The following is a 24,431-nucleotide window of genomic DNA, read 5'->3' on the forward strand; positions in this document are numbered from 1 at the left end:
TTGTGGATTTTATATATGCATTTCTTGTAGGTGGAGCTATTTGTTTAATTGGGCAACTATTGTTAGATTTCGTAAAGTTAACACCAGCTCATTTAATGGCAACTTTTGTAGTCATCGGAGCAATTTTAGATGGATTTGGATTGTACGATAAACTAATAAAATTTGCAGGTGCTGGAGCGACAGTCCCTATTACAAGTTTTGGACATTCACTATTGCACGGAGCAATGCATGCAGCAGAAAAACATGGATATTTAGGAATTGGTATTGGCATGTTTAGTTTAACGTCTGCGGGCATTTCCGCAGCGATATTGTTTTCATTTTTTATAGCACTTATATGTAAACCGAAAGGATAAATCAAATGAGACGAAGGGTTGTTTTGGTCACAGATGGAGATGAATATGCAAAGCGGACAATTGAGCTTTTAACGAAGGAATTTGGGGGAAGGTGTATTTCAGCATCACAAAGTAATCCAACCAAATTGACAGGGAAAAAAGTTGTTGAGCTTATTATGCAAACGCCATATGACCCTGTATTTGTCATGTTTGATGACAGTGGATTTATTGGAGAAGGATCTGGTGAAAAGGCATTAAAATATGTGGCTACCCATAAACAAATTGATGTGCTCGGTATTTTAGCAGTAGCGTCTAATACGCATCATTGGGAATGGGCACGTGTAGATGTAAGTGTAGATCGGAACGGGAATTTAACCGAATACGGTGTTGATAAATTTGGACTTCCAGATGGTGAAATTGGCAGGATTAGCGGAGATACAATATATTGTTTAGACGATTTAAATGTTCCTGTCATTGTTGGAGTCGGTGACATTGGTAAGATGTGTGGAAATGATGAATGGGAGAGGGGATCACCTATTACGAAGAAAGCAATTCAATTAATTTTGGAAAGGAGTGGTTTTTATGACGAAGCCTAAAAAAGTGGATATTCCTATATCAACTTTCATAAGTGACAATGAAAATTATTTAAAGCAGACAGTTGGACTAGGCGTTACATACGATGTCGGCATTCGTAAATTTCAAATTTTGAATAAAGAAATTGGTGTGTTATTTGTAAACGGACTTTGTGATACAAATTATATTATCCCTATTTTAGAAGAAGCGGTGGATACAAATGAGATAAGGGATGTAGAAGAAGATACAGTGAAGCTTTTAGAGAATCGCTTAATCCATCAACAAGTAAGTAAAGTGAAAACGATGGATGAGGTAATGCTCCAAGTATTATCAGGACTGATCGTGATATTTGTGGAAGGTGAAACGGAAGCGTTCGCGATCGATGTTCGTAGTTATCCAGGGCGAACACCGACAGAACCGGATACCGAAAAGGTAGTACGAGGTGCGAGGGATGGATTTGTTGAAAATATCGTTGTAAATACAGCGTTAATTCGTAGGAGAATTCGAGATCCACGTCTTCGAAATGAAATGGTTCGAGTAGGAGATAGATCGCAAACGGATATTTGTATTACATACGTTCAAGATGTTGCAAATCCAGATTTAGTAAAGATTATAAAACAAGAATTAAATAACATCGATGTAGATGGAATTACGATGGCGGATAAAACAGTAGAAGAATTTGTTGTAAAGCAAAGCTATAACCCATTCCCACTTATTCGATATACAGAAAGGCCAGATGTAGCAGCAAATCATCTACTAGAAGGACATGTGTTAGTACTTGTTGACACATCGCCAAGTGCTATGATTACACCGACAACATATTTTCATCATTTACAGCACGCGGAAGAGTTTAGACAAAATCCAGCTGTCGGTACATTTTTACGCTGGGTGCGCTTTTTAGGTGTTATATTCTCGTTATTTTTATTACCATTTTGGTTAGTGTTTGTATTTGATCCAACTCTTTTGCCAGCAAATCTTGCTTTTATTGGACCGACTAAGATGACGCATTTACCAATTTTATTACAGGTGTTAATGGCAGAGGTCGGACTTGAGTTTTTAAGGATGGCAGCCATTCATACTCCAACGCCGTTATCGTCTGCAGCAGGGTTAATTTCCGCTATATTAATTGGTCAAATTGCAATTGATGTAGGTTTGTTTGTGCCAGAAGTAATTTTGTATGTAGCAGTTTCGATGGTTGGTGCATATGCAACACCGAGTTATGAACTAGGATTAGGGAATAAGGTTGGGAAATTGTTTGTTATTATTTTAACAGGTCTCTTCCATGAGATGGGATTTGTAATTGGTATGACGATATTAATTTTATTTTTTAACGTCTATAAAAAGTTTACAAACACCTTATTTATGGCCGTTTTTTACCATTTGATTGGGGCGCGTTAACAAAAATTTTACTCCGTCCAACGATGTCTAGTTTAAAAGTACGACCAAGTATTGTAAGACCTCAAAATGTAAAAAGACAAAAATAAACGGGATTATACACCCGTTTATTTTTTTTAGCAAAAATTTATTATTTTTTAACAAAAATCAAACATTTTTTGTGTACACTTAGAGTAGATATTGTGTATGAAAGGGGAAGAGGACATGATTAAATTATTTGTAAGTGATTTAGATGACACGCTCGTTTACGATGTGAATCATATGCAAAAAGAAGATGAACGTGCGCTGTGTTGGTTAGCTGAGAAAGGGACAAATATTTGTTTTGCCTCTGGCCGCTTTACACACAGAATTGATAAAGTTGTAAAAAGGTTTGCATTCCCATATTACACAACTGGCTTAAATGGAGCGACAATGTTACTTCCAGATGGAAATTTATTTCATGAATCGAGTTTTGAAAATGTGGTTGCCCAGGAAATATATCGATATATACATAAAAAAGGACTAGCGGATATTGTTTGTGCAAATGAGCAGCGATATACAAAAAGGAAGAATGAACATCACCATAATTTTGAAGCATATATGGGCGTGCATATCGCTGAAATTGAAGCGTTAGAAGAAGAGTTTGGTAAGACTGTACACCCTGCAAAATTGTTTGTTTTTGGAGAAGAAGAGAAAATTGTGACGTTAGATCAAGAGCTACGAGATACGTTTCAAGGCGAAGCGGAAGTTTTTATATCAGGTAAACGCTATGTTGATATTATGCCAAGAGGCGTGAGTAAGGGGAGTGCTCTAAAGCGACTAATGGATCATTTGCAAATTGAAGCAAATGAAGTTGCTTGTATTGGAGATTCTTTCAATGATATTTCTATGTTTGAAGTAACCCCGCATTCATTTACTCTTCATCATGCCCATCCATATGTAAAGGAGAAAGCAAATCATATAGTGCGTTCGGTTGAAGAGGCTGTTATGAAATTACCGTTACTTGTATAAAAAAGAAGCCCGTCATTGGCGGGCTTCTTTTTTACTTGAATAAAGATTTAACAAAATCAATGATACTTGAGAAGAAATCTTTCACTTTATCTAGAAAACTTTGCCCTTCTTCAGATCCTAAAAAGGCAGAAACATGTTCTTTTGCTTTGTTTAATTGACTACCAACTTGATTCCAATCGATATTAAGATTCTTCATTTTATCAAATAACGATACTAAGTTATCTAACTGTTCATCTGTTAATGTAATGCCGAGTTGGTCAGCAATTTTTTTAATTAATGAACGTAAATCTTCTGTTGTTTTTGGCTGTTCTTTTGCAATTTCTTCTTTAATTTTTGCAACAAGTTGAACTGCTTTTTCTTCACCAATTTTATCACCAAGCTGGGCTGTTTGTACCATTTCTTCATTCGCTACTTTTTTAACTTCTTCAGGAATTTGTTTATTGGACGCAGTTTCGTATGCTTTCATTAATCCAGTTAAAGCTGCAGTTCCTGAAACTTTAAAAGGTGCAGTAATTTGAATTTCTGCATCTTTTACACCTGCTGTAATCAAAGCGTTAGTGTACATTGCATCTGTTACCCAGTTAATGTTCTTTGATCGTACAATAAGACCAGATCCTGGTTTTGTGTATGTAATCATAGAAGAAGAAATTGCTCTCGTACCAATTTGTGCTTTTGGAACAATGCCTTCTAGAAATTTATGTTCTTCCGCATTAGATACAGTGATAATTGTAGCATCTTTTGGTGCTTTCATTTCTTTTAACAGATCTTGTTTTTGTTGTTCGGATAAGTTCTCTCCTAATGTAACAATTGATTCTCCCTCGATGATGTCTGCAAATGAAGCTGTTGGCATCATAAATACCGTTACAGCTAATAGCAGAGCTAATAATTTCGTTTTCACGAAAAATCGCTCCCTTTCTCTTTCTAAAATTTTCGGGCAACAAAGTTATTATAGTATATATTTCTTATTTGTCACCTAGCTTTTTCCACATTTCAAAAAAGAAGTATCTAGATTGTCGGATTCTTTTTGTTTCTAGTCATGAATGTGGTAATATAGTGCTGAGATAATTGAAAGGAGACATATACGCATGAAAACTTTAGGATACATATTAATGGAAAACGGTGAAAAAATCGACTTGGAATTTTTCCCAGAAGAAGCACCGAAAACAGTAGAAAACTTTAAAAAATTAGCAGAGCAAGGATTTTATGACGGTGTTACATTCCACCGTGTTATTCCTGGCTTCGTAAGCCAAGGTGGAGACCCAACAGGTACAGGTGCAGGTGGCCCAGGTTACTCTATTCCATGTGAAACTGATGGAAACCCTCATAGACACCTTGTAGGATCACTTTCTATGGCTCACGCTGGCCGTAACACAGGCGGTAGCCAATTCTTTATCGTTCATGAGCCACAACCGCATTTAGATGGTGTTCATACTGTATTTGGTAAAGCAACAAGCGGTATTGAAACAGTATTAAAAATGCGTCAAGGCGATGTAATGAAAGAAGTTAAAGTTTGGGAAGAATAAGGTAAGGAAAAAGAGAGCTTTTGCTCTCTTTTTTATTTTTAATGAGATTGAGTACTTCTTCTACAGCTCATCATACAAGTAGTATTGTTGCTAAAATATATTGCTTGTGAGAACAAACCTTTAACCAATTACATAGAATACATTACATTATATGTTTCAATAAATATTTTTTGTTATATTAATTTTGCTAGAATTGTGCTGCTTTAGGGTAACTATAAATGAAGTGCTGTTGAATGATATGTTTCTTTCCATTCCATATAAAATTTTCTTTTTTAACTCTATTTATTAAAGGAATAGTGCTGAAACATAGATTTGACTTTCTTCTTTTCGCTTTGTATGATTATCAAGTTGTTTTAGACTCTTCTCACTCTGTTGAAAATATTGTAAAATGAATGTGATATGAAAAGAGTGATTGAGGGGATTACTAGTTTGTAACTTTTGTAAGAAGGGATAAGGGTTATGTTAATTCGTTTTAAAAAAAGTTATGAAAAAATTGCAATGGGGCTTCTTTCGTTTATGCCAACTGAAAAAGATGTGAAAACATTACAATTGACAATGAAAGAATATGAAGCAAAAGATGATTGGCAATTGTATTTGTGGAAAGAAAATGAAGATTTTGTTGGAATAATGGGGATTGTAAAAAAAGAGAATCAAGTATTAGAAATTCAGCATTTGAGTGTGAACCCGTCTCACCGTCATGTGGGGATTGGGACGAAGATGGTTCAAGAGTTAAAGAGTAAATTTCTTGAGTTTACAATTTGCGGAAATGAGCAAACGGCAAGTTTTTGCGAAAAATGTAAAGGGCTAGAACAAAATATACATTCGTGAAAGCAGAGATAAGTAGTTTATTATCTCTGCTTTCTTTTTTGTAATTGTTCGTTTCGTTCAGTAATGACCTCTGTGCGATCACGCAAAGTGTGCTTGTTTATAATATATTCACCTGGGATAGCATTCAAGTCTTTCCAAGAGAGGTTTTGTTTTTGACATAACTCTATGCACTGCTTCTCTAACGATGGATCTGATAAGGGTAAAAATAAAGGTAAAAAACGTTCTTTTTTATGGATAGATTGCAATCTTTCATTGAGCAAGGAAAGAAGTTGTACTTGATTAATTCCTAAACGTTGTAAAGGCACACCGCTTTTTTCTAAAATTGTGATTGCGCTTTTCATCATTTTTGTGGAACCATTCCAATTAGCACGTCTTTGGTGGTATAAAGAAACTGCGATTTGAATGAGACCAACTAAGTAATGATCACGATTACCTCTTGGTTTTGTTTTCCAATACTCTTCTAGTATTTCGTGGCATTCAAAATAGTCATAATCTCCATGGAAATGAATTAAAAATTGTATGTATTCGGTAGGATACATGTTTTCTCGCTCCTATCTAACGGTTATACATATAAGTGTATCATAGAAATATGAACAATAAACGACTAGGAGGTTTCCCCCTAGCCGTTATTGTTCATATTAGCAGAAGCAAGCTGCTCCTACAATAATTAGTAAAATAAACAGTACAACAAGTAATGCGAACCCGCCGCTAAAACCACAATCAACGTGACCCATAGTTTTTTGACCTCCTACATTGTTCTTACTACACTGTTATCATATGAAGTGGTGGGCATGATGACATAGGCATCGGTCTATTTTTAATTAAATTTCTTAAAAAGGTTGGATAGAACATGAGTATGCTCTATACTTATGTTGTTATAGAAAAAATGTGGTGGGATGCTTTGTGCAATATAATTTTAAAGTAGAGGCTTTTGAAGGGCCGTTAGATCTATTGTTACATTTAATACATCGTTATGAAATTGATATATATAATATTCCTGTAGCAGATATTACAGAGCAATATTTATCTTATGTGCATACGATGAAAGAACTTCAATTAGATGTTGCAAGTGAGTATTTAGTAATGGCTGCAACGTTATTACAAATTAAAAGTAAGATGTTGTTGCCGAAACATGAAGAAGATGTACTTGATAACGGTGATGATTTTATAGATGATCCTCGTCAAGAATTGATGGAGAGGTTAATTGAATATAAGAAATATAAGCAAGTTGCTACTGAGTTAAAAGAAAGAGAACAAGAAAGAGCACAGCTATATACACGTCCACCAATTGACTTTACATCGTTGCAACAAGAAGAGGAGACAAGCTTACCTCTTGATGTTACGTTATATGATATGCTAGCAGCATTTCAAAAATTAATGCGCCGTAAAAAGGCAAAAAAACCTGTAACAACACGTATTACTCGTCAAGAAATACCAATTGAACAGCGAATGACTGATATTTTAAAGCAGTTAAAAATAAAGGGTGGTCGCCAAAGTTTTTATGATTTGTTTGTTGATGATGAACGTGAAATAATGGTTGTAACATTTTTAGCAGTTCTGGAACTTATGAAAAATCAACAAATCATAATTGAGCAAGAACATAATTTTGATGAAATTTTCGTATCAAGCTCTAATAAATCTGCATAGAGCAAGTATGTGAAAATGGGATAGAAACATTTTATCTCATGCTATGTTTTAATGTATCGTTTGGAACAAGAGAAAAAATATTGAACCGAACGCATTAATTGTGATTCGGTTTTTTGATGTGTATTTTTATGGGAAAATAGAAGGAAGGAGCTCGTGAAATGGATAGGAAAGAACAAAAGTCAATTATTGAAGGCCTTTTATTTGTTTCTGGTGATGAAGGGATTTATCCAGAACAAATAGCAAAAGTTCTTGAAATTGAAATGAATGAAGTAATTAATATTTTAGAAGAAATGCAACAAGAATGTGAAGGTGCAAACCGTGGTTTGCAAATTGTACAGTATGCAAAAGTATATCGTTTTGCTACAAAGAAAGAACATGCTTCATATTATCAAAAATTAATAGATACACCAACAGCTGCTTCACTCTCACAAGCTGCCCTCGAAACTTTAGCGATTGTTGCATATCGCCAACCAATCACAAGGACTGAAATGGAAGAGATTAGAGGAGTTAAAACCGATAAGGCGTTACAAACGTTGGTTTCACATTTACTTATAAAAGAAATGGGAAGAGCAGAAGGACCAGGGCGTCCTATTTTATACGGAACAACAAAAGAATTTTTGGACACATTTGGATTGAAAACATTAGATGATTTACCACTGCTTTCTGAAGAGAATGAACAAATGAATGAAGCAGATTTATTCTTCGGTTCCTTACAAGAGATATCGAAATAAAAGCTTAGCATTTTGCTAAGCTTTTTTTGTATATCAATTATTTACAGTGCCATACTAAATGAAAAAAGGAGACGAGTTATGAGAGGTATGCGGATTATTTTATTATTAGTTTCTGTTTTATTATGTTTTTCTTTAAATAGCGCATCAGCTAAAAGGTATATGATGTCCATTCATACTACGTCTCCTTTACATATGCATCGGCAACATCTTAGTAAAATGAAAGTGAGCTTTTTAAAAGTGGGGCAAGGTGACGCAACACTTATTATAATGCCAAATGGACAAACAATGTTAATTGATGGAGGACCTTATGAAGCAGGAGAGGTTATTATTCAGAAATTAATTGAGAAAGGGATTAATCATTTAGATGTAATTGTCAGTACGCATCCCGATATGGATCACATAGGGGGGTTAATTCCAATTGTAGAGCAAATGCCGGTATCGCTTATATTAGATAGCGGAAAAACATATAGTTCTCTTACTTATCATACGTATCGGAATAATATTAAAAAAAGAGGGATACCTTTCGTTTCAGTAAAGGAAGGACAATATATACCGCTGGATCCACATGTTTCTATACAAGTATTAAACAACGGGAAATCAAAAGATGAAAATAATGAATCCTCAATTGTTTTAAAGGTGCGATATGGAAAAGCGGATTTTTTATTAATGGGTGACGCGGATGTACGGACAGAACATGAAATATTAAAACAATTTGATGTCCATGCAGATGTGTTAAAAGTGGGGCATCACGGCTCATATACTTCAACAAGTGAAACGTTTATAAAAAAAGTGGAACCGCAGTTTGCTATTTTGTCGTACGGGAGTAGTAATCCGTATGGACATCCTCACCAAAGTGTAGTGAAACGCTTAAAAAGGCACGGTATAATGGTATATAGAACGAATAAACGTACAGTAGAAATGGAAACAGATGGTGAACATATTATGTTAGAATCTAGCGGGTTAATGCCATTATTGAAGTGATTTCTAGATTAGGGGGCGATACTGTCCCTTTTTGGAAAAATGAATAATATATATTATAATTATAAGAGACGTAAGAAATTTCCTTTTCTGTTGAATAAAAAGGAAATTTCATTAGAATGTATAGACAACTACTCGTGCGTATATTAAGATGGAACTAGGCGAATAAGGTAATAATAACAAGTAGGTAATTCATGGGAAAGGATCGATGAAAATGAAAACGCAAATTGTCATCAATGCCAAAATTTACACAGGTCAAGAAATAGTGGAAAACGGATTTATTCGTTACGCAGAAACCATTAAAGAAATTGGTTTGATGGCTCAATATGTACCACAAGAAAATGAAACTGTTTTTGATGCTACAGGGAAGATTGTAATTCCAGGTATGATCGATGTTCATATTCATGGTGGATACGATATTGATGCGATGGATGCAAATAGCGATGGGTTAGTAACTCTAGGTAAAGAAATGTTAAAAGAAGGGGTTACAACTTACTTCCCAACAACAATGACACAAGCTCCAGAGGCAATTGAAGCAGCGTTAACTGCTGCAAAAGAAGCAAAAGAAAAAGGAGCGCATTTCGAATATATTCACTTAGAAGGACCTTATGTTTCAAAGAAACGTGCAGGTGCACAACCACTTGAACATATCGTTCCTGCAAATATTGAGCAATTTAAACAATGGCAAGAAGCAAGTGGGAATTTAATTAAATTAGTAACATATGCACCAGAAGAAGAGGGAGCGTTAGAGTTTGAACAATATCTTGCTGAAACTGGTGTAGTTGGCACAATGGGGCATACAGATGCAATTGATGCGCAACTAAAAAATAGAAAGATTACACATGCGACACATTTATACAATCAAATGCGTGGATTACATCACCGTGAACCAGGAGTTGTTGGTCATGTGTTATTAAATCCAGATGTAATGGTTGAAGTAATTACAGATGGCATTCATATTCACCCTGATATGGTGAAATTAGCATATAAGTTAAAAGGACCAAAAAAAGTAAGTGTTATCACTGACGCAATGCGTGCAAAGGGTCTTGAAGATGGATTATATGAGCTTGGCGGACAGCCAGTACATGTAAAAGATGGTAGTGCTCGATTAGAAGATGGAACATTAGCTGGTAGTATTTTAAAAATGGATCAAGCTTTCCGAAATGTAATTGAATTTACAGGTTGTTCAATCGAAGATGCAGTACTGATGACATCAGTTAACCAAGCAGAAGAGTTTGGATTAAATAATAAAGGTGCATTAGCGGTAGGAAAAGATGCAGACTTTGTTGTGATGAATGAAGATTTACATGTATATGATACGGTTCGTTTAGGAATTCATATGAAGGAAGGGAAGTAATTAAATGAATATTCTTGTTGTAAAAACTCCAGAAGAACTAGCAGAAGCAGGTTATAAATTAATTGAAGAAGTTGTAAAAACAAAAGAAAATCCAACGTTAGGAATGGCTACAGGAAGCTCTCCATTAGGTATTTATGCAGAAATGCGAAAAAATAAACTTGATACAAGCCGTGTAACCACTGTAAACTTAGATGAGTACGTAAATTTACCACATGAAGATAAAAACAGCTATCATTATTTCATGCAAGAACAGTTGTTTGATCATCTTCCATTTAAACAAACTTATGTACCAAACGGGATGGCAAGTGATTTAGAGGAAGAGTGCAAACGTTACGAGAGCATTCTAGCTGCTAACCCAGTTGACCTACAGATTCTTGGAATCGGTGAAAACGGTCACATCGGATTTAATGAGCCAGGAACACCGTTTAATTCTCCAACAAACATTGTTGAATTAACAGAATCTACACGCCAAGCAAACCTTCGCTTCTTCGAAAAAGAAGAAGATGTGCCAACTCATGCGATTACAATGGGAATTGGAAGCATTATGAAAGCGAAACAAGTTCTACTAGTTGCTATGGGTTCTAAAAAGGCAGAAGCTGTTAAAGAATTATTGCAAGGTGAATATAGTGAAGAGTGTCCGGCTACAGTTTTACAACGTCATCCGAATGTAACCGTAATCGCTGATCAAGAAGCTCTATCTTTATGCAGTGAGGCGATTGCTGATGAACATCGACAAGTATTCACCATTTCCGATCTATTATCAGATTCAAGAGTGGGTGAAACAGCTAATTGAGGACGGCGAATGGAAGCCGGGAGATAAAATCCCATCTGAGAATGAACTTTGTGATAAGTTCGAAGTGAGTCGAATGACAATCAGACAGGCGATTAATAATTTAGTGGAACAAGGCTATTTATATCGGAAGCGTGGAATTGGAACATTTGTCCAACTTCCGAAAGTGGAACAAAAATTGCAAGGAATGACGGGATTCACAGAAGACATGATTTCTCGTGGGATGAACCCAAGTAGTCAATTACTTAGTTTCCGCCTAGTTCCAGCTACTGCGAAAATAGCAGACCGGTTGAGAATACAGGAGGGGGAATCGGTTTATGAAGTGAGGCGTATTCGCTTAGCTGATGATGAACCGATTGCTTTTGAGACGACATATTTGTCGCCAGCTCTTGTAAAAGATATTAACGAAGAGATATTGCAACAATCTTTATATGAACATTTAGAGAAAAAACTGGGCTTTAAACTTGTTAGCGCTACTCAGTCAATTGAAGCTTCCGTTGCGACGGAAAATGAAGCTGAACATCTGCATATTCCTAAAAAGGCGCCTGTACTTGTAATGCGTCAATGGTCATATTCAGAAGGTGAGGTACCGCTAGAGTACGTGAAATGTATTTATCGTGGAGATCGTTATAAATTTATTACGAATATCGCACGTAACAAATAGTATATTTCAGTTTGTGAAGTACAGTGGAATTGAAAATGGTTAACATGTAAAGAAATAAAAATACGACTCATCCTTATAAGGAATGAGTCGTATTTTTATTATGAGCAATTACGTGGTTAACAGCATCTTTGACGTGATTTACTACATAGTGAGCGTGATTTTTTACTGCATCATCTGCTTGTGACATAGCAAAACTGTGAGGAGTTAAAGAAAACATAGGAATATCATTGTAAGAATCCCCTATACAAGCAATTTCCTCAGGTTTTATTTGAAACTCATTTAATAAAACAGAAATGGCAGAGCCTTTACTAACATTCGGTGGCATTACATCTAAACATTGTTCTGCTGAGATGAAAGTACTAACTTTCCCGTGGAATTTTTCATCAATTTTTTTCTGAAGGAGTTGCAAGCTCTCCTTTGTTCCACCGACAGAAATTTTATTTGGGAAAATTGTATCATCAATCTTCTGTAGTAAGTTTGGTTCTTCAACAGAAGTCATAGTTACTTGTTGTTCAAGTTCTTGAATAAAAGGTGTTTTCTCTTCAATGTAATAATTATGCTCATCACTTACATAACGGAAATAAGGATCTTCATTCGTCATAGCTAACAAATCGGGAAGTATGCTGGAATCAAAAGTTGCAGATAATAGTTGTTTATTTTCATGTGTATATACAAAAACACCATTTACACTAATGCGATGAAAATTTGTATTTACAGCTTTCATTAAGTCTGCAATTTCATTATCAAGTCTTCCGGAAGCGAAGCAAAGAATAACATTTTGTTCGGCAAGGCTGCGTAGTGCCGCAACATCTTGTTCATCAATAAGACCTCCGTGTTGCATCATTGTACCATCGATATCACTTACAAACATTTTAATCATGCTGTTATCTCCTTTCTATGTACAGTTGCTCTTACATTATACGCATCATATATAAACATGTCTAAAAAATGAATTTTTATTAAATGGCAGATGTTTTACATTGACGACAAAGAAGAATATTCTGTAACATGAAAGTAGGCTATTTAAGTACGAGGGTGGTGTTATATGAATAATTATCTAGAAATTAAAAAAGTTTTAAATAATAATGTCATCATTGCTAGCCATCCTGAACACGAGGAAGTAGTAGTGATTGGAAAAGGAATTGGATTTGGGAAAAAAGCGAAAGATGTATTGGAGCAAGAACAAATCGAAAAAATGTTTGTCTTAAAAAATGAACGTGATCGTGAACAATATAAATTATTAGTGCCGCATATTAGTGAAAAATTAATTGAATTGATGAACGATATTATGCTGTACATTCAAGAAAAAGCGAAATCTCCACTAAATGAACATATTCATATTGCGTTAACGGATCATATTTCATTTGCGATTAAAAGGTTAAAACAAGGACTTACAATTGATAACCCTTTTTTAGTTGAAACAAAAATGCTCTATCCAGAGGAATATGCAATTGCGGAAGGTGTTGTACAACTTTTAAATTCTCGTTTGCAAATTACATTGCCAGAAGGAGAAATTGGTTTTATTGCACTTCACATTTACAGTTCGCTTACAAATTCTGATTTATCTTCAGTTAATCAAAACTCCCGTCTCATTGCACAACTTGTATCTTTAATTGAGACAAACTTACAAATTACATTAGACCAAGAGAGCATTCATTATTTACGCCTTATTCGTCATCTTCAATATGCTATTGAGAGGGTGAAAAAAGGAGAAAAAGTAGAAGAATCGCAAAGTTTTGCTGATTTATTAAAGGCGGAGTATCCAGTTTGCTATAACTTGGCTTGGAAGCTAGTTAAGGTCATGCAAAAAGAGTTGCAACTACCTGTATATGAAGCTGAAAGTATTTATTTAACGATGCACTTGCAACGCTTAGTGAAGGCAGAGCATGTGTAAAAAGTCATATATTTTTGTCTAAAATGAAAACGTTAAAAAAAATGATTGAATCGCTTACAATAGTTATGTATAATAACTATTGCAAAGTTATACAAATTTCGACAAACACATTAAGGTGAGTAACGAAAACGTTTGCCTTAATTATAGTGAACTTATACGTAAACCTATTTTTGACACGTGTTACTGATTCGATCAGGCATGAGTGGAGAAAAGTAAGGAATGTAAGCTAGAGAAAGGGATATACTACCCTTTGTATAGCTATCGTTCTATCTTTTTTTCCTCATGTCTTTTTGGCGTTTGTCGGAAGGTATCAATATAGATAAGAGAGGAAGGGTTTCCATGTTTAAGAAGATCTTTGGTGTTCTTCAAAAAGTCGGAAAAGCGTTAATGCTTCCAGTAGCGATTTTACCGGCGGCAGGTATTTTACTTGGATTTGGTAATGCATTTCAAAATCCACAGTTAACAAATGTTATTCCTGCTTTAAAAGCAGATTGGTTCGTAATGGTTGCAAAAATTATGGAACAATCTGGTGATATTATTTTCGCTAACCTTGCATTATTATTCGCAGTTGGGGTAGCAATTGGTTTAGCTGGTGGAGACGGAGTAGCTGGTTTAGCAGCATTCGTCGGCTACTTAATTATGAACAAAACGATGAGTGTGTTCTTAGAAGTAGATAAGCTAGTGAAAGTAACAAGTTCTGGAGCAGACCCAGTAAAAATTGGATTTGCAGATCCAGCGTATGCAAACGTATTAGGTATTCCAACGCTACAAACAGGAGTATTTGGTGGTATTATCGTCGGTATAGTAGCGGCATATTGCTATAATAAATACTTCAACATTGAATTACCATCATACTTAGGTTTCTTTGCAGGTAAGCGCTTCGTACCGATCGCAACTGCAACATTCTCTTTAATAGTAGGTATTATCATGTGCTTCATTTGGCCATACATTCAAGGTGGCTTAAACACGTTCTCACATCAAATGATTGATGCAAATAGAACAATCGCAGCATTTATATTCGGTTTAATTGAACGTTCATTAATTCCATTTGGATTACATCACATTTTCTATTCACCGTTCTGGTTCGAATTCGGTCAGTATACAAATGCAGCTGGCGAATTAATCCGTGGTGACCAAAAAATCTTTATGGCACAGTTAAAAGACGGTGTAGAATTAACAGCAGGTACATTTACAACTGGTAAGTATCCGTTCATGATGTTTGGTCTTCCAGCAGCAGCTTTAGCAATGTACCATGAAGCACGTCCAGAAAATAAAAAATTAGCAGCAGGTATTTTAGGTTCTGCAGCATTAACATCTTTCTTAACAGGTATTACAGAGCCACTTGAATTTTCATTCTTATTCGTAGCGCCAGTATTATTCGGAATTCACGCTGTATTTGCTGGTCTATCATTTATGACAATGCAAATTTTAGGTGTTAAAATTGGTATGACATTCTCTGGTGGTTTAATTGACTTCCTATTATTCGGTGTATTACCAGGCCGTACAGCATGGTGGTGGGTAATTATTGTTGGTCTTGTACTAGCAGTTATTTACTACTTCGGATTCCGCTTTGCAATTCGCAAATGGAATCTAAAAACACCTGGTCGTGAAGTGGCAAATGCAAATGACGGCGCAGGAAAAGCAGAAGCAGGCGAACTTCCTCGTGAAGTATTAGTAGCACTTGGTGGTAAAGAAAACATTGCTTCTTTAGATGCTTGTATTACTCGTTTACGTGTTCAAGTTAACGAACAAAAGAATGTAAACAAAGACCGCTTAAAAGAACTTGGAGCAGCTGGTGTACTTGAAGTTGGAAATAACATTCAAGCTATTTTCGGGCCGAAATCTGACACATTAAAATCACAAATTCATGATATTATGTCAGGTCGTACACCTCATGTTGAAAAAGAAGAACCTGTAAAAGTGGAAGAAACTCCTCAAAAAGTTGATGAAAATGAAACAATTGTATCACCAATCGAAGGAAAAATCTTACCAATTACAGAAGTACCTGACCAAGTATTCTCAGGAAAAATGATGGGAGACGGATTTGCAATTGAACCAACTGAAGGAACAGTAGTTTCTCCAGTGAACGGTGAGATTGTCAATGTATTCCCTACAAAACATGCGATTGGCATTCAATCTGAAGGCGGAAAAGAAATTTTAATCCACTTCGGTATTGATACTGTAAAATTAAATGGTGAAGGTTTTGAAGCGCTTGTAGCACAAGGCGACAAGGTGAAACAAGGCCAACCATTATTAAAAGTAGATCTTGCATTTGTAAAAGAAAATGCACCATCTATCATTACACCAATTGTCTTTACAAACTTACAACAAGGGCAACAAGTCGAATTGAAAAAAGATGGAAATGTTAAGAAGGGCGAAACCGCTATTATTGACATTCAGTAGGAATTTGACGCAAAATGTTTATAATTATAATAGGCGATGTGGTTGACCGAACATCGCCTATTATATACAATAGATGGTGTAGTACTCACGTCTATACAACTAAAAAATACTGTAATTTAAAGGAGATAAATTATCATGGAAAAAATCTTTAAAGTAACTAGCGACTCAGGAATTCATGCTCGTCCAGCAACTCTACTTGTAAACACTGCAAGCAAATTCGGTTCTGACATTAACTTAGAGTATAACGGAAAGAACGTTAACTTAAAATCAATCATGGGCGTTATGTCTTTAGGCATTCAACAAAACGCAGAAATTAAAATCACTGCAAATGGTGATGATGCAGCTCAAGCACTAGCAGCTATCGAAGAAACTATGAAAAATGAAGGATTAGGAGAATAATGACTCTTAACATTCAAGGGATCGCTGCATCAAGTGGGATTGCTATTGCAAAGGCTTTCAGACTTGAAAATCCTGAATTTAACATCGAAAAGAAATCAATTACAAACGAAGCTGCAGAAATTGCACGCTTAGACGCTGCGCTTGAGAAAGCAAAAACTGAATTAGAAGCTATTAAGGACCACGCATTTGCTGAACTAGGTGCTGACAAAGCTGCGATCTTTGAAGCACATTTATTAGTGTTAAATGATCCAGAACTAGTAAACCCAGTAAAAGATAAAGTAAATAGCGAAAAAGTAAATGCTGAATTTGCAATGGATGAAGTTGCATCAATGTTTATTTCTATGTTTGAAAACATGGATAACGAATATATGAAAGAACGTGCTGCGGACATTCGTGACGTAACAAAACGCGTTCTTGCACATTTACTAGGAATTAACTTCTCAAATCCTGGTACAATTTCTGAAGAGGTAATCATCATTGCTGAAGATTTAACACCATCTGATACAGCTCAGTTAAACCGTAAGTATGCAAAAGGTTTCACTACTGATATCGGTGGACGTACATCTCACTCTGCAATTATGGCTCGTTCTATGGAAATTCCAGCTGTTGTTGGTACGAAAGTTGTTATGGAGAAAATCCAAAACGGCGATATCGTTATCATTGACGGTTTAGATGGAGAAGTAATTGTAAATCCATCAGAAGAAACTCTTCGTTCGTTTGAAGAAAAGAAAGCGAAATTTGAAGAGCAAAAAGCTGAATGGGCTAAATTAAAAGACCAAGCTACTGTAACAAGTGACGGACATCACGTTGAGCTTGTTGCAAATATCGGAACACCAAATGATGTACAAGGTATTATCGATAATGGCGGAGAAGGCGTTGGCTTATACCGTACAGAATTCTTATACATGGGCCGTGACAATCTTCCAACAGAAGAAGAGCAGTTCGAAGCGTATAAAGCAGTTCTTGAAGGTGTAAAAGAAGGTCAACCAGTCGTTGTTCGTACACTTGACATCGGTGGAGATAAAGAGCTTCCATACTTACATTTACCAAAAGAAATGAACCCATTCTTAGGATACCGTGCAATTCGCTTATGTCTTGATGAGCAAGATGTGTTCCGTACACAACTTCGTGCATTACTTCGTGCTAGCGTATACGGTAACTTAAAAATTATGTTCCCAATGATTGCAACTCTTGATGAGTTCCGTCAAGCGAAAGCGATTTTATTAGAAGAGAAAGCGAAACTTGTAGAAGCGGGTACAACTGTTTCTGATTCTATTGAAGTTGGTATGATGGTTGAAATCCCAGCTTCAGCAGTATTAGCAGATCAATTCGCGAAAGAAGTTGACTTCTTCTCTATCGGAACAAATGATTTAATCCAATACACAATGGCTGCAGACCGTATGAACGAACAAGTATCTTACTTATACCAACCATATAACCCATCTATTTTACGTCTTGTAAAAATGGTTATCGATGCTGCTCATAAAGAAGGCAAATGGGCTGGTATGTGTGGTGAGATGGCGGGCGATTCACTTGCTATCCCATTATTATTAGGATTAGGTTTAGATGAGTTCAGTATGAGTGCAACATCTATTCTTCCTGCAAGAACACAGCTAAGCAAGTTGTCAAAAGCAGAAATGGAAACATTAGCAGAAAAAGCATTAATGATGTCAACTGCTGAAGAAGTTGTTGAACTAGTTAAAAGCATATAAACAATAAAAAAACCTGAGCCGATTTGAAATCGGTCTCAGGTTTTTTCTATGAGAAAAGTAAATCTTATTTGCTTACTATTGAGGATAAGAGACAGAATTAGATAGCGATTGCAACGATATCAGTTGGGCATACACGTAAAATACCAGTAAAAGTATTTCGATTTTGATTGTTCTTATCGTCTTTATTGTTATCTTTGTCGTCTTTGTTATTACGAGCTAAAGCAGAGAAAAGAGCAACACCGTTAGCGAAACCTTCAAAAATTACATTATTGAAAGTGCCATTACCTCTAATGCTTAAAAGAGAAAGCTCTGTTCCAACTGAAATGCTAGCAAGTACGTTACATACAGCTGGTTGTTGTGGTCTAACTACTTCTCTCTCTTTCTCGCGATGTTCGCGATGGTCACACTCTCTTTCACGATGATGACAGTCTCTAAAGTTATCACAGCATCCAAATGATCCAAACATAATCCTCATCACCCCCTTCACACTTATAATCTATGTAAGTTCGGTAGTTAGTGACTGGACAGAGAGTGGAATTTTTTCTAGGGGATTTTCTCATTTTAAATGACTAGCTGGGTGTTTAGTATGGAATGATGTTTAAAATAGGGGGAATATAACAAAAAAATGTAAAAACCACCGAAATAAATGAAATGGGTAGCCTTTACACTTTTTTACTTTTATATAAAACGATGATATATACAGGGAGAGCTAGGAGTAGTGGCACAATGGATCGTGCAGTATGTTTTTCTGATTCTAATTGGAATGCTTCTTCTTTTGGAAATTGTAAAATGGAGATGTTTGCGGCATCACCAATAAAATATAGAAGCAGTACAGTTACTATGTAACATAAAAGTGCGATAAAGCTTCCGTATGAACTCAATGAAAATCCCTCTCTTGTTATCTATTTGTTATCATTGTATCACAATTGTAACAAAAATACACGGGTATATTTCAACACCTTAACAAAATTCGACACGAAACGTCACGTTTATTTATGAGGAGGGAATAGAATATACTTTTCCATAAGTATAAATGTCGAATGATTTGTAGTAATATTACAAAAGTATGACAGGAAATAAAAAAACGAAGGCAACGTAGTTACTTCGTTTTTTTATTATTTTGCCCACTCACTCACTTGCTCTACGCTCATGCGAGGTGCAGGGTGGCCTTTTAAAGTTGATTCACCAATTGTAATAAGCATAATTGGAACGTAACGAGATGAAACGTTAAATTCGTCTGTCAGTGCTTGTGGATTGAAGCCACCAATAGCACAAGTATCCCAACCAGTTGCTTTAGCTGCAAGCATAAGTTGCATTGCTGCTAAAGATGCATTTGAAAAGGCAGCATCTCTTGGGAATTGTTCACGAGCATATGCAGATTCAATATTTTTAGCTAAGCGTTCTTTTGCTTCTTCTTTCATAAATCCTTGTTCTACAATTGGACCATATACCGGCTCAACATTTTTATAAGCTTCTAAATCGCCTAAAATAGCGACTACTGCAGAAGCATCAAGAATTTGTTGTTGGTTATAAGCTATTGGGTGTAATCGTTTTTGTACATCTTCACCTTGAAAAACAAGGAATTTCCAGTGTTGTAAGTTCCAAGCGGAAGGTGCTTGTGCTGCGGCTTTTAAAATCTCATGTAATTCTGTAGATGAGATTTCTTTATTTGGGTTGAATGCACGTGTAGATGTGCGTTCATATAGAACATCAAAAAAGTTGTCGTTTGTCATTGTATATCCTCCAAATTGTATATCGAATTATTTTCAAAAAAATAATATACACTACTTACATTTTGTAAGTTATCGAATTTAAGAATATAATATCTTTATTTTAATTGTCAAGTTTTAAAAATTAGCTAGGGCATTCATACAAACGATACAATTCCTACAATCATACACTAAAAAAGGAATTTATAGAGTGAAAAGCGAAGATAACATTCTCAATTAGCTTGTTAATATGTATCTCTCACAAATTAAAGTTTATTGGAGACCAGTCTTTTAAAAAAGTTTGTGAGGAATTCAGTAGAACAAGATATATGAAGTGAGTGAAGACTAGTGATGAACATACTACATTTTTTATTAGAGAATACGGTTTTCCAAAATGTGTTACAAGATCTGCAGTTAAATGTCCTTTATATAGAAAATGGATGTAAGCATCAACAAACGGTAGAAAATATCCATCCCAAATGTATGTTTATAGCAAATAGTTTTGAAGAGGGCGAACTATTATTTCAAAGAACGAAACCACACATTATCATTACGTATGTAACAGATTATTCTCAAATAAAATATATAAAGAATATGTATACTCCGCACAGTACATTCATTGTCATTTGGGATCAACAAATAACAAAAGAATTCACAGATGTACTTGCATTAGGAATACGTAATATTGTAATAGCTCCTGTAACTCCGCAAGCAGTGTTAGAGGAAGTGAATAAGAGTTTGTATCAACTTTCTTTAGTAAGGCAAGTTAGTTTGCAGCAGGAATTGCTTCAAACGATGTTTGATTTTCAAAATGATCTATTATTTATAGTAGAAGATGATGAAATAGTTGATTGTAATACAAATTTTTTAGCTTTTTTCGGATATGAAAATTTGTTTGCCTATCGTGAGCAACATTTAGTATTTGCTGAACATTTTATTAGAGAAAATGGATACTACTCGACGACGCATGATATAACATGGCTAGACGATACTTTATCTAGTGGTAGAAGAATTAAGATGTTAAATTATGAAGGGGCAGTATCTACTTTTCTATTACGTGCGACACCATTGCCAGAAGATTTATCAAGATTTATTGTAAAGTGCACGGAAATTACAGAATTAGATGAAATCTATCAAGAGCAAGAAAGACTTGCTATGGTAGATTCATTGACAGAGATTTATAATCGTTTAAAGTTTCAACAAATACTAGAGGTAGAGTGGGAAAAGGTAATACGTAGTGATGAGAAAATAGCTATCATTTTATTTGATATAGATAATTTTAAAACGGTTAATGACACATATGGTCATGATTTTGGTGATTTGGCATTAATACAACTTGCAGAGCTTATGAAATCTAAAGTGGAGCAACAACATGTATTTGCAAGATGGGGAGGAGAAGAATTCATTATATTAGTGACAAATACAGTAGAAAAGGAAGCATTTCAAGTTGCGGAGTCATTACGATTCTTCATTGAAACAAAGCAATTCACTGGAATTTCGAAGCTAACAGCTAGCTTTGGAGTTGCGTTATATGAACAAGGAACTACAAGAGAAGAATTAATGCAACGAGCGGACATTGCATTATATGAAGCGAAAAAAAATGGGAAGAATCAAGTATGTGTGTATAGAAAAGAAAAAATGTAATTTTTCGCAACAAATTGTTGCGATTTTTTTTTATTGTTTGATAATAGAATAGGGGGACAATTTTTAGTGAAGGAATTATGGAGGATCAATATGATAAAAAAAGTAATGGTGATGGCTTCACTGTCTGCTATAGTTGGCGGCGGAGTATACTATTTTCTTGTTAGCCCCAATATAAAGGAAAACACTGTATTAACAACTAAAGTGAATCCTACTATTGAATCAGAAGTACAAGGGAATATAGAAGAAAAAGAAGAGCAACAAATTGATTATGCTAGCATATCTCAAAAATTAGATCAATATTTAGTCGGAAAGCAATTTAATGGAACAGTTTTGGTAACAGATAAAGAGCGTGTTATATTGAATAAAGGATATGGGTATGCTGATGTTCAAAATAAAATAGAAAATACGCCTCAAACAAAATATCGTATTGGTTCTATTACGAAAACAGTTGTTGCCACATCTATTTTACAGTTGCAAGAACAAGGTAAATTGAATATTCAAGATAATGTAAATAAATATATTCCTTCATTTCCGGAGAATAAAAATATTACACTATATCATTTGTTAACCCATACCTCTGGTTTACCTGAACATGCGAAAGGAAATGTGAATGCTGCTTCCCGTTTACAGTTAGTTAATTGGATTGGACGTCAAAATTTAGAATTTCCTGCAGGAACAGGTTGGAGATATACAGATTATAATTATATGGTTCTTGCTTATATAATAGAACATATCTCGAAAAAACCTTTAGGAGATTACATAAAAGAAAACATATTTGTAAAAGCAGATATGCATGAATCCGGTATGGGAAATATGGTACCTGGAGATAAAAATTTTACAAAGGGTTATGTGAAAAAAAATCAAGAGCTTGTACCAGCGCAGAAGTTAGGCATGGATTGGCTATATGGTTGTGGTGAGATGTATACGACAGTTGGAGATATGAAGAAGTTAGACGAAGCAATTATAAATGGAAAACTTCTTTCTGAACAAAGTATACAAGCAATGTTTTCGCCTTCAGCAGAACGGAAATATGCATTTAGTTTTTATATATATCCAGATTATTTTCATAATCATGGTGTATTATCTGGTTGGAACACTTTCAATAATTTTAATAAAGAAAAAGGAATTTTTGTTATGTTATTTTCAAATGTAAAAAATAGTATGGATGATGACTTTAATAAAGAGTTCCGAAAGATGGTAAATGATTTATTAGAACAAAGGGGATGAGAAAATGGAACATAAAACTTTATCAATAGGTTTCATTGGTATTGGCGTAATGGGAAAAAGTATGGTTTATCACTTAATGCAAGATGGTCATAAAGTATATGTATATAATAGAACGAAAGCAAAAACAGATTCTTTAGTGCAAGATGGTGCACAATGGTGTGATACGCCAAAAGAGTTAGTGAAGCAAGTTGATATTGTAATGACAATGGTTGGATATCCACATGATGTAGAAGAAGTGTATTTTGGTATAGAAGGAATTATAGAACATGCAAAAGAAGGTACGATAGCAATTGACTTTACGACATCTACACCTACTTTAGCAAAACGTATTAATGAAGTTGCAAAAAGCAAAAATATATATACGTTAGATGCACCTGTCTCAGGAGGAGATGTTGGTGCGAAAGAAGCAAAACTCGCAATTATGGTAGGTGGAGAGAAAGAAATATATGATAGATGCTTACCTTTACTTGAAAAGTTAGGAACAAACATTCAATTACAAGGACCAGCTGGGAGTGGACAACATACAAAAATGTGTAATCAAATTGCGATTGCTTCCAATATGATTGGAGTATGTGAGGCTGTTGCTTACGCGAAGAAGGCTGGATTGAATCCAGATAAAGTATTAGAGAGTATTTCAACAGGGGCAGCAGGTAGTTGGTCATTAAGTAATTTAGCTCCTCGAATGTTAAAAGGAGACTTTGAGCCAGGATTTTATGTAAAGCATTTTATGAAAGATATGAAGATTGCTTTAGAGGAAGCAGAAAAATTACAATTACCAGTCCCAGGCTTAAGTTTGGCGAAAGAATTGTATGAAGAGTTAATTAAGGATGGCGAAGAAAATAGTGGAACACAAGTATTATATAAAAAATATATAAGGGGGTAAACGAGGTGGACCTTCAAAAGTTTGATGAGATGATTGATACTGTACAGCGAGCTACTTGTATGCAAATTAATGAAAAACAAAAAGAAGCTTTTAAACAAAAATATGATTTTGAACCAGACTTTGAATATGGAAGAGATGAGAAGGGGCATTATGTAATTCGAACCTCTAAAAAGATGTTAGAAGAAATGGAGTTTTATTTGGCATTGAAATATGATCGTGATGGAGTGGATCTTTATATGCAAGCTGAGATTGACGGTATATTTCATGTATCTGTTAGCTATGGTGAAGATGCCCTACATCTACAAGAATTGTTTCAATTTCTAGAAGAAAATAAATAAAAGTCCTCATTTGAGGACTTTTATTTATTTAGTCATTATAAGTTAGAAGCTCGGCGACATCGTTCAACTGGGAATGGGATAATTTGTGCGATGTGATTAGGACCAAATTGTTTTGTACGAGCATGGCGTATTATATAAAAAGCACACAGAATTGAAACAGGAATAGCGCCGAATAAACCAAATAATAAAGCGCTTACACAAGATGCGACAAATCCTAAAACACCAATTTCTAACTCTTCCATAATAGCTCCTAAAATAACAGGAAATGCCCCACATGTAACTCCAAGTATAAGTGCGATAAGTAAGCTCATGATTATCCCCCTCTGTTTGCGATATTATTTTCCTTCTTAGTTAATTGTAGTATATCACATGCAAAACAGAATTTTCAGAAAAATTTCAATAAATGTTCAAAAA

The 24,431-nt window shown here is 35.1% G+C and carries 27 protein-coding genes and 1 pseudogene; 20 read left to right on the top strand and 8 right to left on the bottom strand.

Going from position 1 to position 24,431, the window contains the following annotated elements; all coding sequences use genetic code 11:
• Positions 1-2: 2 nt before the first annotated feature.
• The 4 genes and pseudogenes from spoVAE (at position 3) to HMPREF1014_RS04115 (ending at position 3,290) form a co-directional block, all read left to right on the top strand.
• Entirely contained in the window at positions 3-353 is a 351-nt protein-coding gene (gene spoVAE / locus HMPREF1014_RS04100) for a stage V sporulation protein AE (RefSeq protein ID WP_000345904.1), read from the top strand.
• A 5-nt stretch (positions 354-358) separates the two neighbouring features.
• On the top strand, positions 359-928 hold the full coding sequence (gene spoVAEA, locus HMPREF1014_RS04105; protein ID WP_001254415.1) for a stage V sporulation protein SpoVABEA: 570 nt from the start codon (positions 359-361) through the stop codon (positions 926-928).
• A pseudogene (gene spoVAF, locus HMPREF1014_RS04110) lies at positions 915-2,389 on the top strand (spore germination protein SpoVAF). The gene spoVAEA and the pseudogene spoVAF overlap by 14 nt, the downstream one beginning before the upstream one ends.
• A gap of 97 nt (positions 2,390-2,486) precedes the next feature.
• Positions 2,487-3,290, top strand: a complete 804-nt coding sequence (locus HMPREF1014_RS04115; RefSeq protein WP_009326549.1) for a Cof-type HAD-IIB family hydrolase — start codon at positions 2,487-2,489, stop codon at positions 3,288-3,290.
• A gap of 31 nt (positions 3,291-3,321) precedes the next feature.
• Here the strand turns inward: HMPREF1014_RS04115 and HMPREF1014_RS04120 are convergent, their stop codons facing one another.
• On the bottom strand, positions 3,322-4,188 hold the full coding sequence (locus HMPREF1014_RS04120) for a DUF1002 domain-containing protein (RefSeq protein WP_000850515.1): 867 nt from the start codon (positions 4,186-4,188) through the stop codon (positions 3,322-3,324).
• Positions 4,189-4,375: 187 nt separating this feature from the next.
• Here HMPREF1014_RS04120 and HMPREF1014_RS04125 point away from each other — a divergent pair, with 187 nt between their 5' ends.
• Together HMPREF1014_RS04125 and ribT are read left to right on the top strand one after the other, a co-directional pair.
• Positions 4,376-4,813 (top strand): peptidylprolyl isomerase, encoded by a 438-nt coding sequence (locus HMPREF1014_RS04125; protein WP_000853782.1) that lies wholly within the window; start codon positions 4,376-4,378, stop codon positions 4,811-4,813.
• A gap of 459 nt (positions 4,814-5,272) precedes the next feature.
• Positions 5,273-5,641, top strand: a complete 369-nt coding sequence (gene ribT, locus HMPREF1014_RS04130) for a GNAT family N-acetyltransferase RibT (RefSeq protein ID WP_000908401.1) — start codon at positions 5,273-5,275, stop codon at positions 5,639-5,641.
• Positions 5,642-5,661: 20 nt separating this feature from the next.
• On the opposite strand, the gene HMPREF1014_RS04135 is transcribed toward ribT, so the two are convergent.
• Positions 5,662-6,180: a DUF309 domain-containing protein gene (locus tag HMPREF1014_RS04135; RefSeq protein ID WP_000283591.1), complete on the bottom strand. Its 519-nt coding sequence runs from the start codon at positions 6,178-6,180 to the stop codon at positions 5,662-5,664.
• A gap of 99 nt (positions 6,181-6,279) precedes the next feature.
• Positions 6,280-6,375 carry a YjcZ family sporulation protein gene (locus tag HMPREF1014_RS04140; RefSeq protein WP_000510194.1) on the bottom strand — a complete coding sequence of 32 codons (96 nt, stop codon included), beginning with the start codon at positions 6,373-6,375 and terminating at the stop codon, positions 6,280-6,282.
• 169 nt (positions 6,376-6,544) lie between these two features.
• On the opposite strand from HMPREF1014_RS04140, the gene HMPREF1014_RS04145 reads away from it, so the two are divergent.
• The 6 genes from HMPREF1014_RS04145 to phnF all read left to right on the top strand — a co-directional run bounded on the left by HMPREF1014_RS04145 (position 6,545) and on the right by phnF (position 11,808).
• Positions 6,545-7,288 (top strand): segregation/condensation protein A, encoded by a 744-nt coding sequence (locus tag HMPREF1014_RS04145; RefSeq protein WP_001199753.1) that lies wholly within the window; start codon positions 6,545-6,547, stop codon positions 7,286-7,288.
• Between the two features lie 158 nt (positions 7,289-7,446).
• On the top strand, positions 7,447-8,019 hold the full coding sequence (scpB, locus tag HMPREF1014_RS04155) for a segregation/condensation protein ScpB (protein WP_000375170.1): 573 nt from the start codon (positions 7,447-7,449) through the stop codon (positions 8,017-8,019).
• 78 nt (positions 8,020-8,097) lie between these two features.
• Entirely contained in the window at positions 8,098-9,000 is a 903-nt protein-coding gene (locus tag HMPREF1014_RS04160) for a ComEC/Rec2 family competence protein (protein WP_001214829.1), read from the top strand.
• A gap of 211 nt (positions 9,001-9,211) precedes the next feature.
• The gene (gene nagA, locus HMPREF1014_RS04165) at positions 9,212-10,354 is read left to right on the top strand and encodes an N-acetylglucosamine-6-phosphate deacetylase (protein ID WP_001987227.1); all 1,143 of its coding nucleotides are present in this window, start codon (positions 9,212-9,214) and stop codon (positions 10,352-10,354) included.
• A gap of 4 nt (positions 10,355-10,358) precedes the next feature.
• The gene (gene nagB, locus HMPREF1014_RS04170; RefSeq protein WP_001024210.1) at positions 10,359-11,147 is read left to right on the top strand and encodes a glucosamine-6-phosphate deaminase; all 789 of its coding nucleotides are present in this window, start codon (positions 10,359-10,361) and stop codon (positions 11,145-11,147) included.
• Positions 11,077-11,808, top strand: a complete 732-nt coding sequence (phnF, locus tag HMPREF1014_RS04175) for a phosphonate metabolism transcriptional regulator PhnF (protein ID WP_021727649.1) — start codon at positions 11,077-11,079, stop codon at positions 11,806-11,808. The genes nagB and phnF overlap by 71 nt, the downstream gene beginning before the upstream one ends.
• A gap of 73 nt (positions 11,809-11,881) precedes the next feature.
• Here phnF and HMPREF1014_RS04180 read toward each other — a convergent pair whose 3' ends face one another.
• Positions 11,882-12,688: a Cof-type HAD-IIB family hydrolase gene (locus HMPREF1014_RS04180; RefSeq protein ID WP_000594244.1), complete on the bottom strand. Its 807-nt coding sequence runs from the start codon at positions 12,686-12,688 to the stop codon at positions 11,882-11,884.
• Between the two features lie 165 nt (positions 12,689-12,853).
• Between HMPREF1014_RS04180 and glcT the strand changes: the two genes are divergently transcribed.
• From glcT to ptsP, 4 genes are all read left to right on the top strand, one after another.
• Positions 12,854-13,702 carry a glucose PTS transporter transcription antiterminator GlcT gene (gene glcT, locus HMPREF1014_RS04185; protein ID WP_001067317.1) on the top strand — a complete coding sequence of 283 codons (849 nt, stop codon included), beginning with the start codon at positions 12,854-12,856 and terminating at the stop codon, positions 13,700-13,702.
• A gap of 339 nt (positions 13,703-14,041) precedes the next feature.
• Complete coding sequence (gene ptsG, locus HMPREF1014_RS04190; protein ID WP_000473174.1) at positions 14,042-16,105, top strand: PTS glucose transporter subunit IIABC; 2,064 nt, start codon at positions 14,042-14,044, stop codon at positions 16,103-16,105.
• A gap of 135 nt (positions 16,106-16,240) precedes the next feature.
• Positions 16,241-16,504 carry a phosphocarrier protein HPr gene (gene ptsH / locus HMPREF1014_RS04195; protein ID WP_000411080.1) on the top strand — a complete coding sequence of 88 codons (264 nt, stop codon included), beginning with the start codon at positions 16,241-16,243 and terminating at the stop codon, positions 16,502-16,504.
• Positions 16,504-18,216 (top strand): phosphoenolpyruvate--protein phosphotransferase, encoded by a 1,713-nt coding sequence (gene ptsP / locus HMPREF1014_RS04200; RefSeq protein ID WP_000174207.1) that lies wholly within the window; start codon positions 16,504-16,506, stop codon positions 18,214-18,216. Before ptsH ends, ptsP begins: the two co-directional genes overlap by 1 nt.
• A gap of 97 nt (positions 18,217-18,313) precedes the next feature.
• On the opposite strand, the gene HMPREF1014_RS04205 is transcribed toward ptsP, so the two are convergent.
• The 3 genes from HMPREF1014_RS04205 to HMPREF1014_RS04215 form a co-directional block, all read right to left on the bottom strand.
• On the bottom strand, positions 18,314-18,682 hold the full coding sequence (locus tag HMPREF1014_RS04205) for a DUF3915 domain-containing protein (protein WP_000468038.1): 369 nt from the start codon (positions 18,680-18,682) through the stop codon (positions 18,314-18,316).
• 196 nt (positions 18,683-18,878) lie between these two features.
• Positions 18,879-19,097, bottom strand: a complete 219-nt coding sequence (locus tag HMPREF1014_RS04210) for a hypothetical protein (protein WP_000100485.1) — start codon at positions 19,095-19,097, stop codon at positions 18,879-18,881.
• A gap of 234 nt (positions 19,098-19,331) precedes the next feature.
• Entirely contained in the window at positions 19,332-19,949 is a 618-nt protein-coding gene (locus HMPREF1014_RS04215) for a nitroreductase family protein (protein ID WP_000180372.1), read from the bottom strand.
• Positions 19,950-20,276: 327 nt separating this feature from the next.
• On the opposite strand from HMPREF1014_RS04215, the gene HMPREF1014_RS04220 reads away from it, so the two are divergent.
• From HMPREF1014_RS04220 to HMPREF1014_RS04235, 4 genes are all read left to right on the top strand, one after another.
• Positions 20,277-21,569 (top strand): GGDEF domain-containing protein, encoded by a 1,293-nt coding sequence (locus tag HMPREF1014_RS04220; RefSeq protein WP_001023190.1) that lies wholly within the window; start codon positions 20,277-20,279, stop codon positions 21,567-21,569.
• Positions 21,570-21,659: 90 nt separating this feature from the next.
• Entirely contained in the window at positions 21,660-22,796 is a 1,137-nt protein-coding gene (locus HMPREF1014_RS04225) for a serine hydrolase (protein WP_000592904.1), read from the top strand.
• Positions 22,797-22,800: 4 nt separating this feature from the next.
• Positions 22,801-23,679, top strand: a complete 879-nt coding sequence (locus HMPREF1014_RS04230) for an NAD(P)-dependent oxidoreductase (protein WP_000400437.1) — start codon at positions 22,801-22,803, stop codon at positions 23,677-23,679.
• Between the two features lie 5 nt (positions 23,680-23,684).
• A complete protein-coding gene (locus HMPREF1014_RS04235; RefSeq protein WP_000365617.1) occupies positions 23,685-24,017 on the top strand; it encodes a DUF3909 family protein in 333 nt (110 codons plus the stop codon).
• A 35-nt stretch (positions 24,018-24,052) separates the two neighbouring features.
• On the opposite strand, the gene HMPREF1014_RS04240 is transcribed toward HMPREF1014_RS04235, so the two are convergent.
• Positions 24,053-24,328: a hypothetical protein gene (locus tag HMPREF1014_RS04240; protein WP_000054659.1), complete on the bottom strand. Its 276-nt coding sequence runs from the start codon at positions 24,326-24,328 to the stop codon at positions 24,053-24,055.
• Between the last annotated feature and the right edge of the window lie 103 nt (positions 24,329-24,431).

The organism is Bacillus sp. 7_6_55CFAA_CT2, from assembly GCF_000238655.1.
GTDB lineage: Bacteria > Bacillota > Bacilli > Bacillales > Bacillaceae_G > Bacillus_A > Bacillus_A cereus.

Bases quoted from the DNA above. Each gene is read 5' to 3' on its own strand.
- HMPREF1014_RS04115 (WP_009326549.1), top strand. From the start codon at position 2,487: ATGAAAGGGGAAGAGGACATGATTAAATTATTTGTAAGTGATTTAGAT.
- phnF (WP_021727649.1), top strand. From the start codon at position 11,077: ATGAACATCGACAAGTATTCACCATTTCCGATCTATTATCAGATTCAA.
- HMPREF1014_RS04215 (WP_000180372.1), bottom strand. From the start codon at position 19,949: ATGACAAACGACAACTTTTTTGATGTTCTATATGAACGCACATCTACA.
- spoVAEA (WP_001254415.1), top strand. From the start codon at position 359: ATGAGACGAAGGGTTGTTTTGGTCACAGATGGAGATGAATATGCAAAG.
- HMPREF1014_RS04205 (WP_000468038.1), bottom strand. From the start codon at position 18,682: ATGTTTGGATCATTTGGATGCTGTGATAACTTTAGAGACTGTCATCAT.
- HMPREF1014_RS04225 (WP_000592904.1), top strand. From the start codon at position 21,660: ATGATAAAAAAAGTAATGGTGATGGCTTCACTGTCTGCTATAGTTGGC.
- nagA (WP_001987227.1), top strand. From the start codon at position 9,212: ATGAAAACGCAAATTGTCATCAATGCCAAAATTTACACAGGTCAAGAA.
- HMPREF1014_RS04160 (WP_001214829.1), top strand. From the start codon at position 8,098: ATGAGAGGTATGCGGATTATTTTATTATTAGTTTCTGTTTTATTATGT.
- HMPREF1014_RS04220 (WP_001023190.1), top strand. From the start codon at position 20,277: ATGAACATACTACATTTTTTATTAGAGAATACGGTTTTCCAAAATGTG.
- HMPREF1014_RS04135 (WP_000283591.1), bottom strand. From the start codon at position 6,180: ATGTATCCTACCGAATACATACAATTTTTAATTCATTTCCATGGAGAT.
- HMPREF1014_RS04125 (WP_000853782.1), top strand. From the start codon at position 4,376: ATGAAAACTTTAGGATACATATTAATGGAAAACGGTGAAAAAATCGAC.
- ptsG (WP_000473174.1), top strand. From the start codon at position 14,042: ATGTTTAAGAAGATCTTTGGTGTTCTTCAAAAAGTCGGAAAAGCGTTA.
- HMPREF1014_RS04180 (WP_000594244.1), bottom strand. From the start codon at position 12,688: ATGATTAAAATGTTTGTAAGTGATATCGATGGTACAATGATGCAACAC.
- HMPREF1014_RS04140 (WP_000510194.1), bottom strand. From the start codon at position 6,375: ATGGGTCACGTTGATTGTGGTTTTAGCGGCGGGTTCGCATTACTTGTT.
- ribT (WP_000908401.1), top strand. From the start codon at position 5,273: ATGTTAATTCGTTTTAAAAAAAGTTATGAAAAAATTGCAATGGGGCTT.
- ptsH (WP_000411080.1), top strand. From the start codon at position 16,241: ATGGAAAAAATCTTTAAAGTAACTAGCGACTCAGGAATTCATGCTCGT.
- ptsP (WP_000174207.1), top strand. From the start codon at position 16,504: ATGACTCTTAACATTCAAGGGATCGCTGCATCAAGTGGGATTGCTATT.
- scpB (WP_000375170.1), top strand. From the start codon at position 7,447: ATGGATAGGAAAGAACAAAAGTCAATTATTGAAGGCCTTTTATTTGTT.
- HMPREF1014_RS04230 (WP_000400437.1), top strand. From the start codon at position 22,801: ATGGAACATAAAACTTTATCAATAGGTTTCATTGGTATTGGCGTAATG.
- HMPREF1014_RS04240 (WP_000054659.1), bottom strand. From the start codon at position 24,328: ATGAGCTTACTTATCGCACTTATACTTGGAGTTACATGTGGGGCATTT.
- nagB (WP_001024210.1), top strand. From the start codon at position 10,359: ATGAATATTCTTGTTGTAAAAACTCCAGAAGAACTAGCAGAAGCAGGT.
- glcT (WP_001067317.1), top strand. From the start codon at position 12,854: ATGAATAATTATCTAGAAATTAAAAAAGTTTTAAATAATAATGTCATC.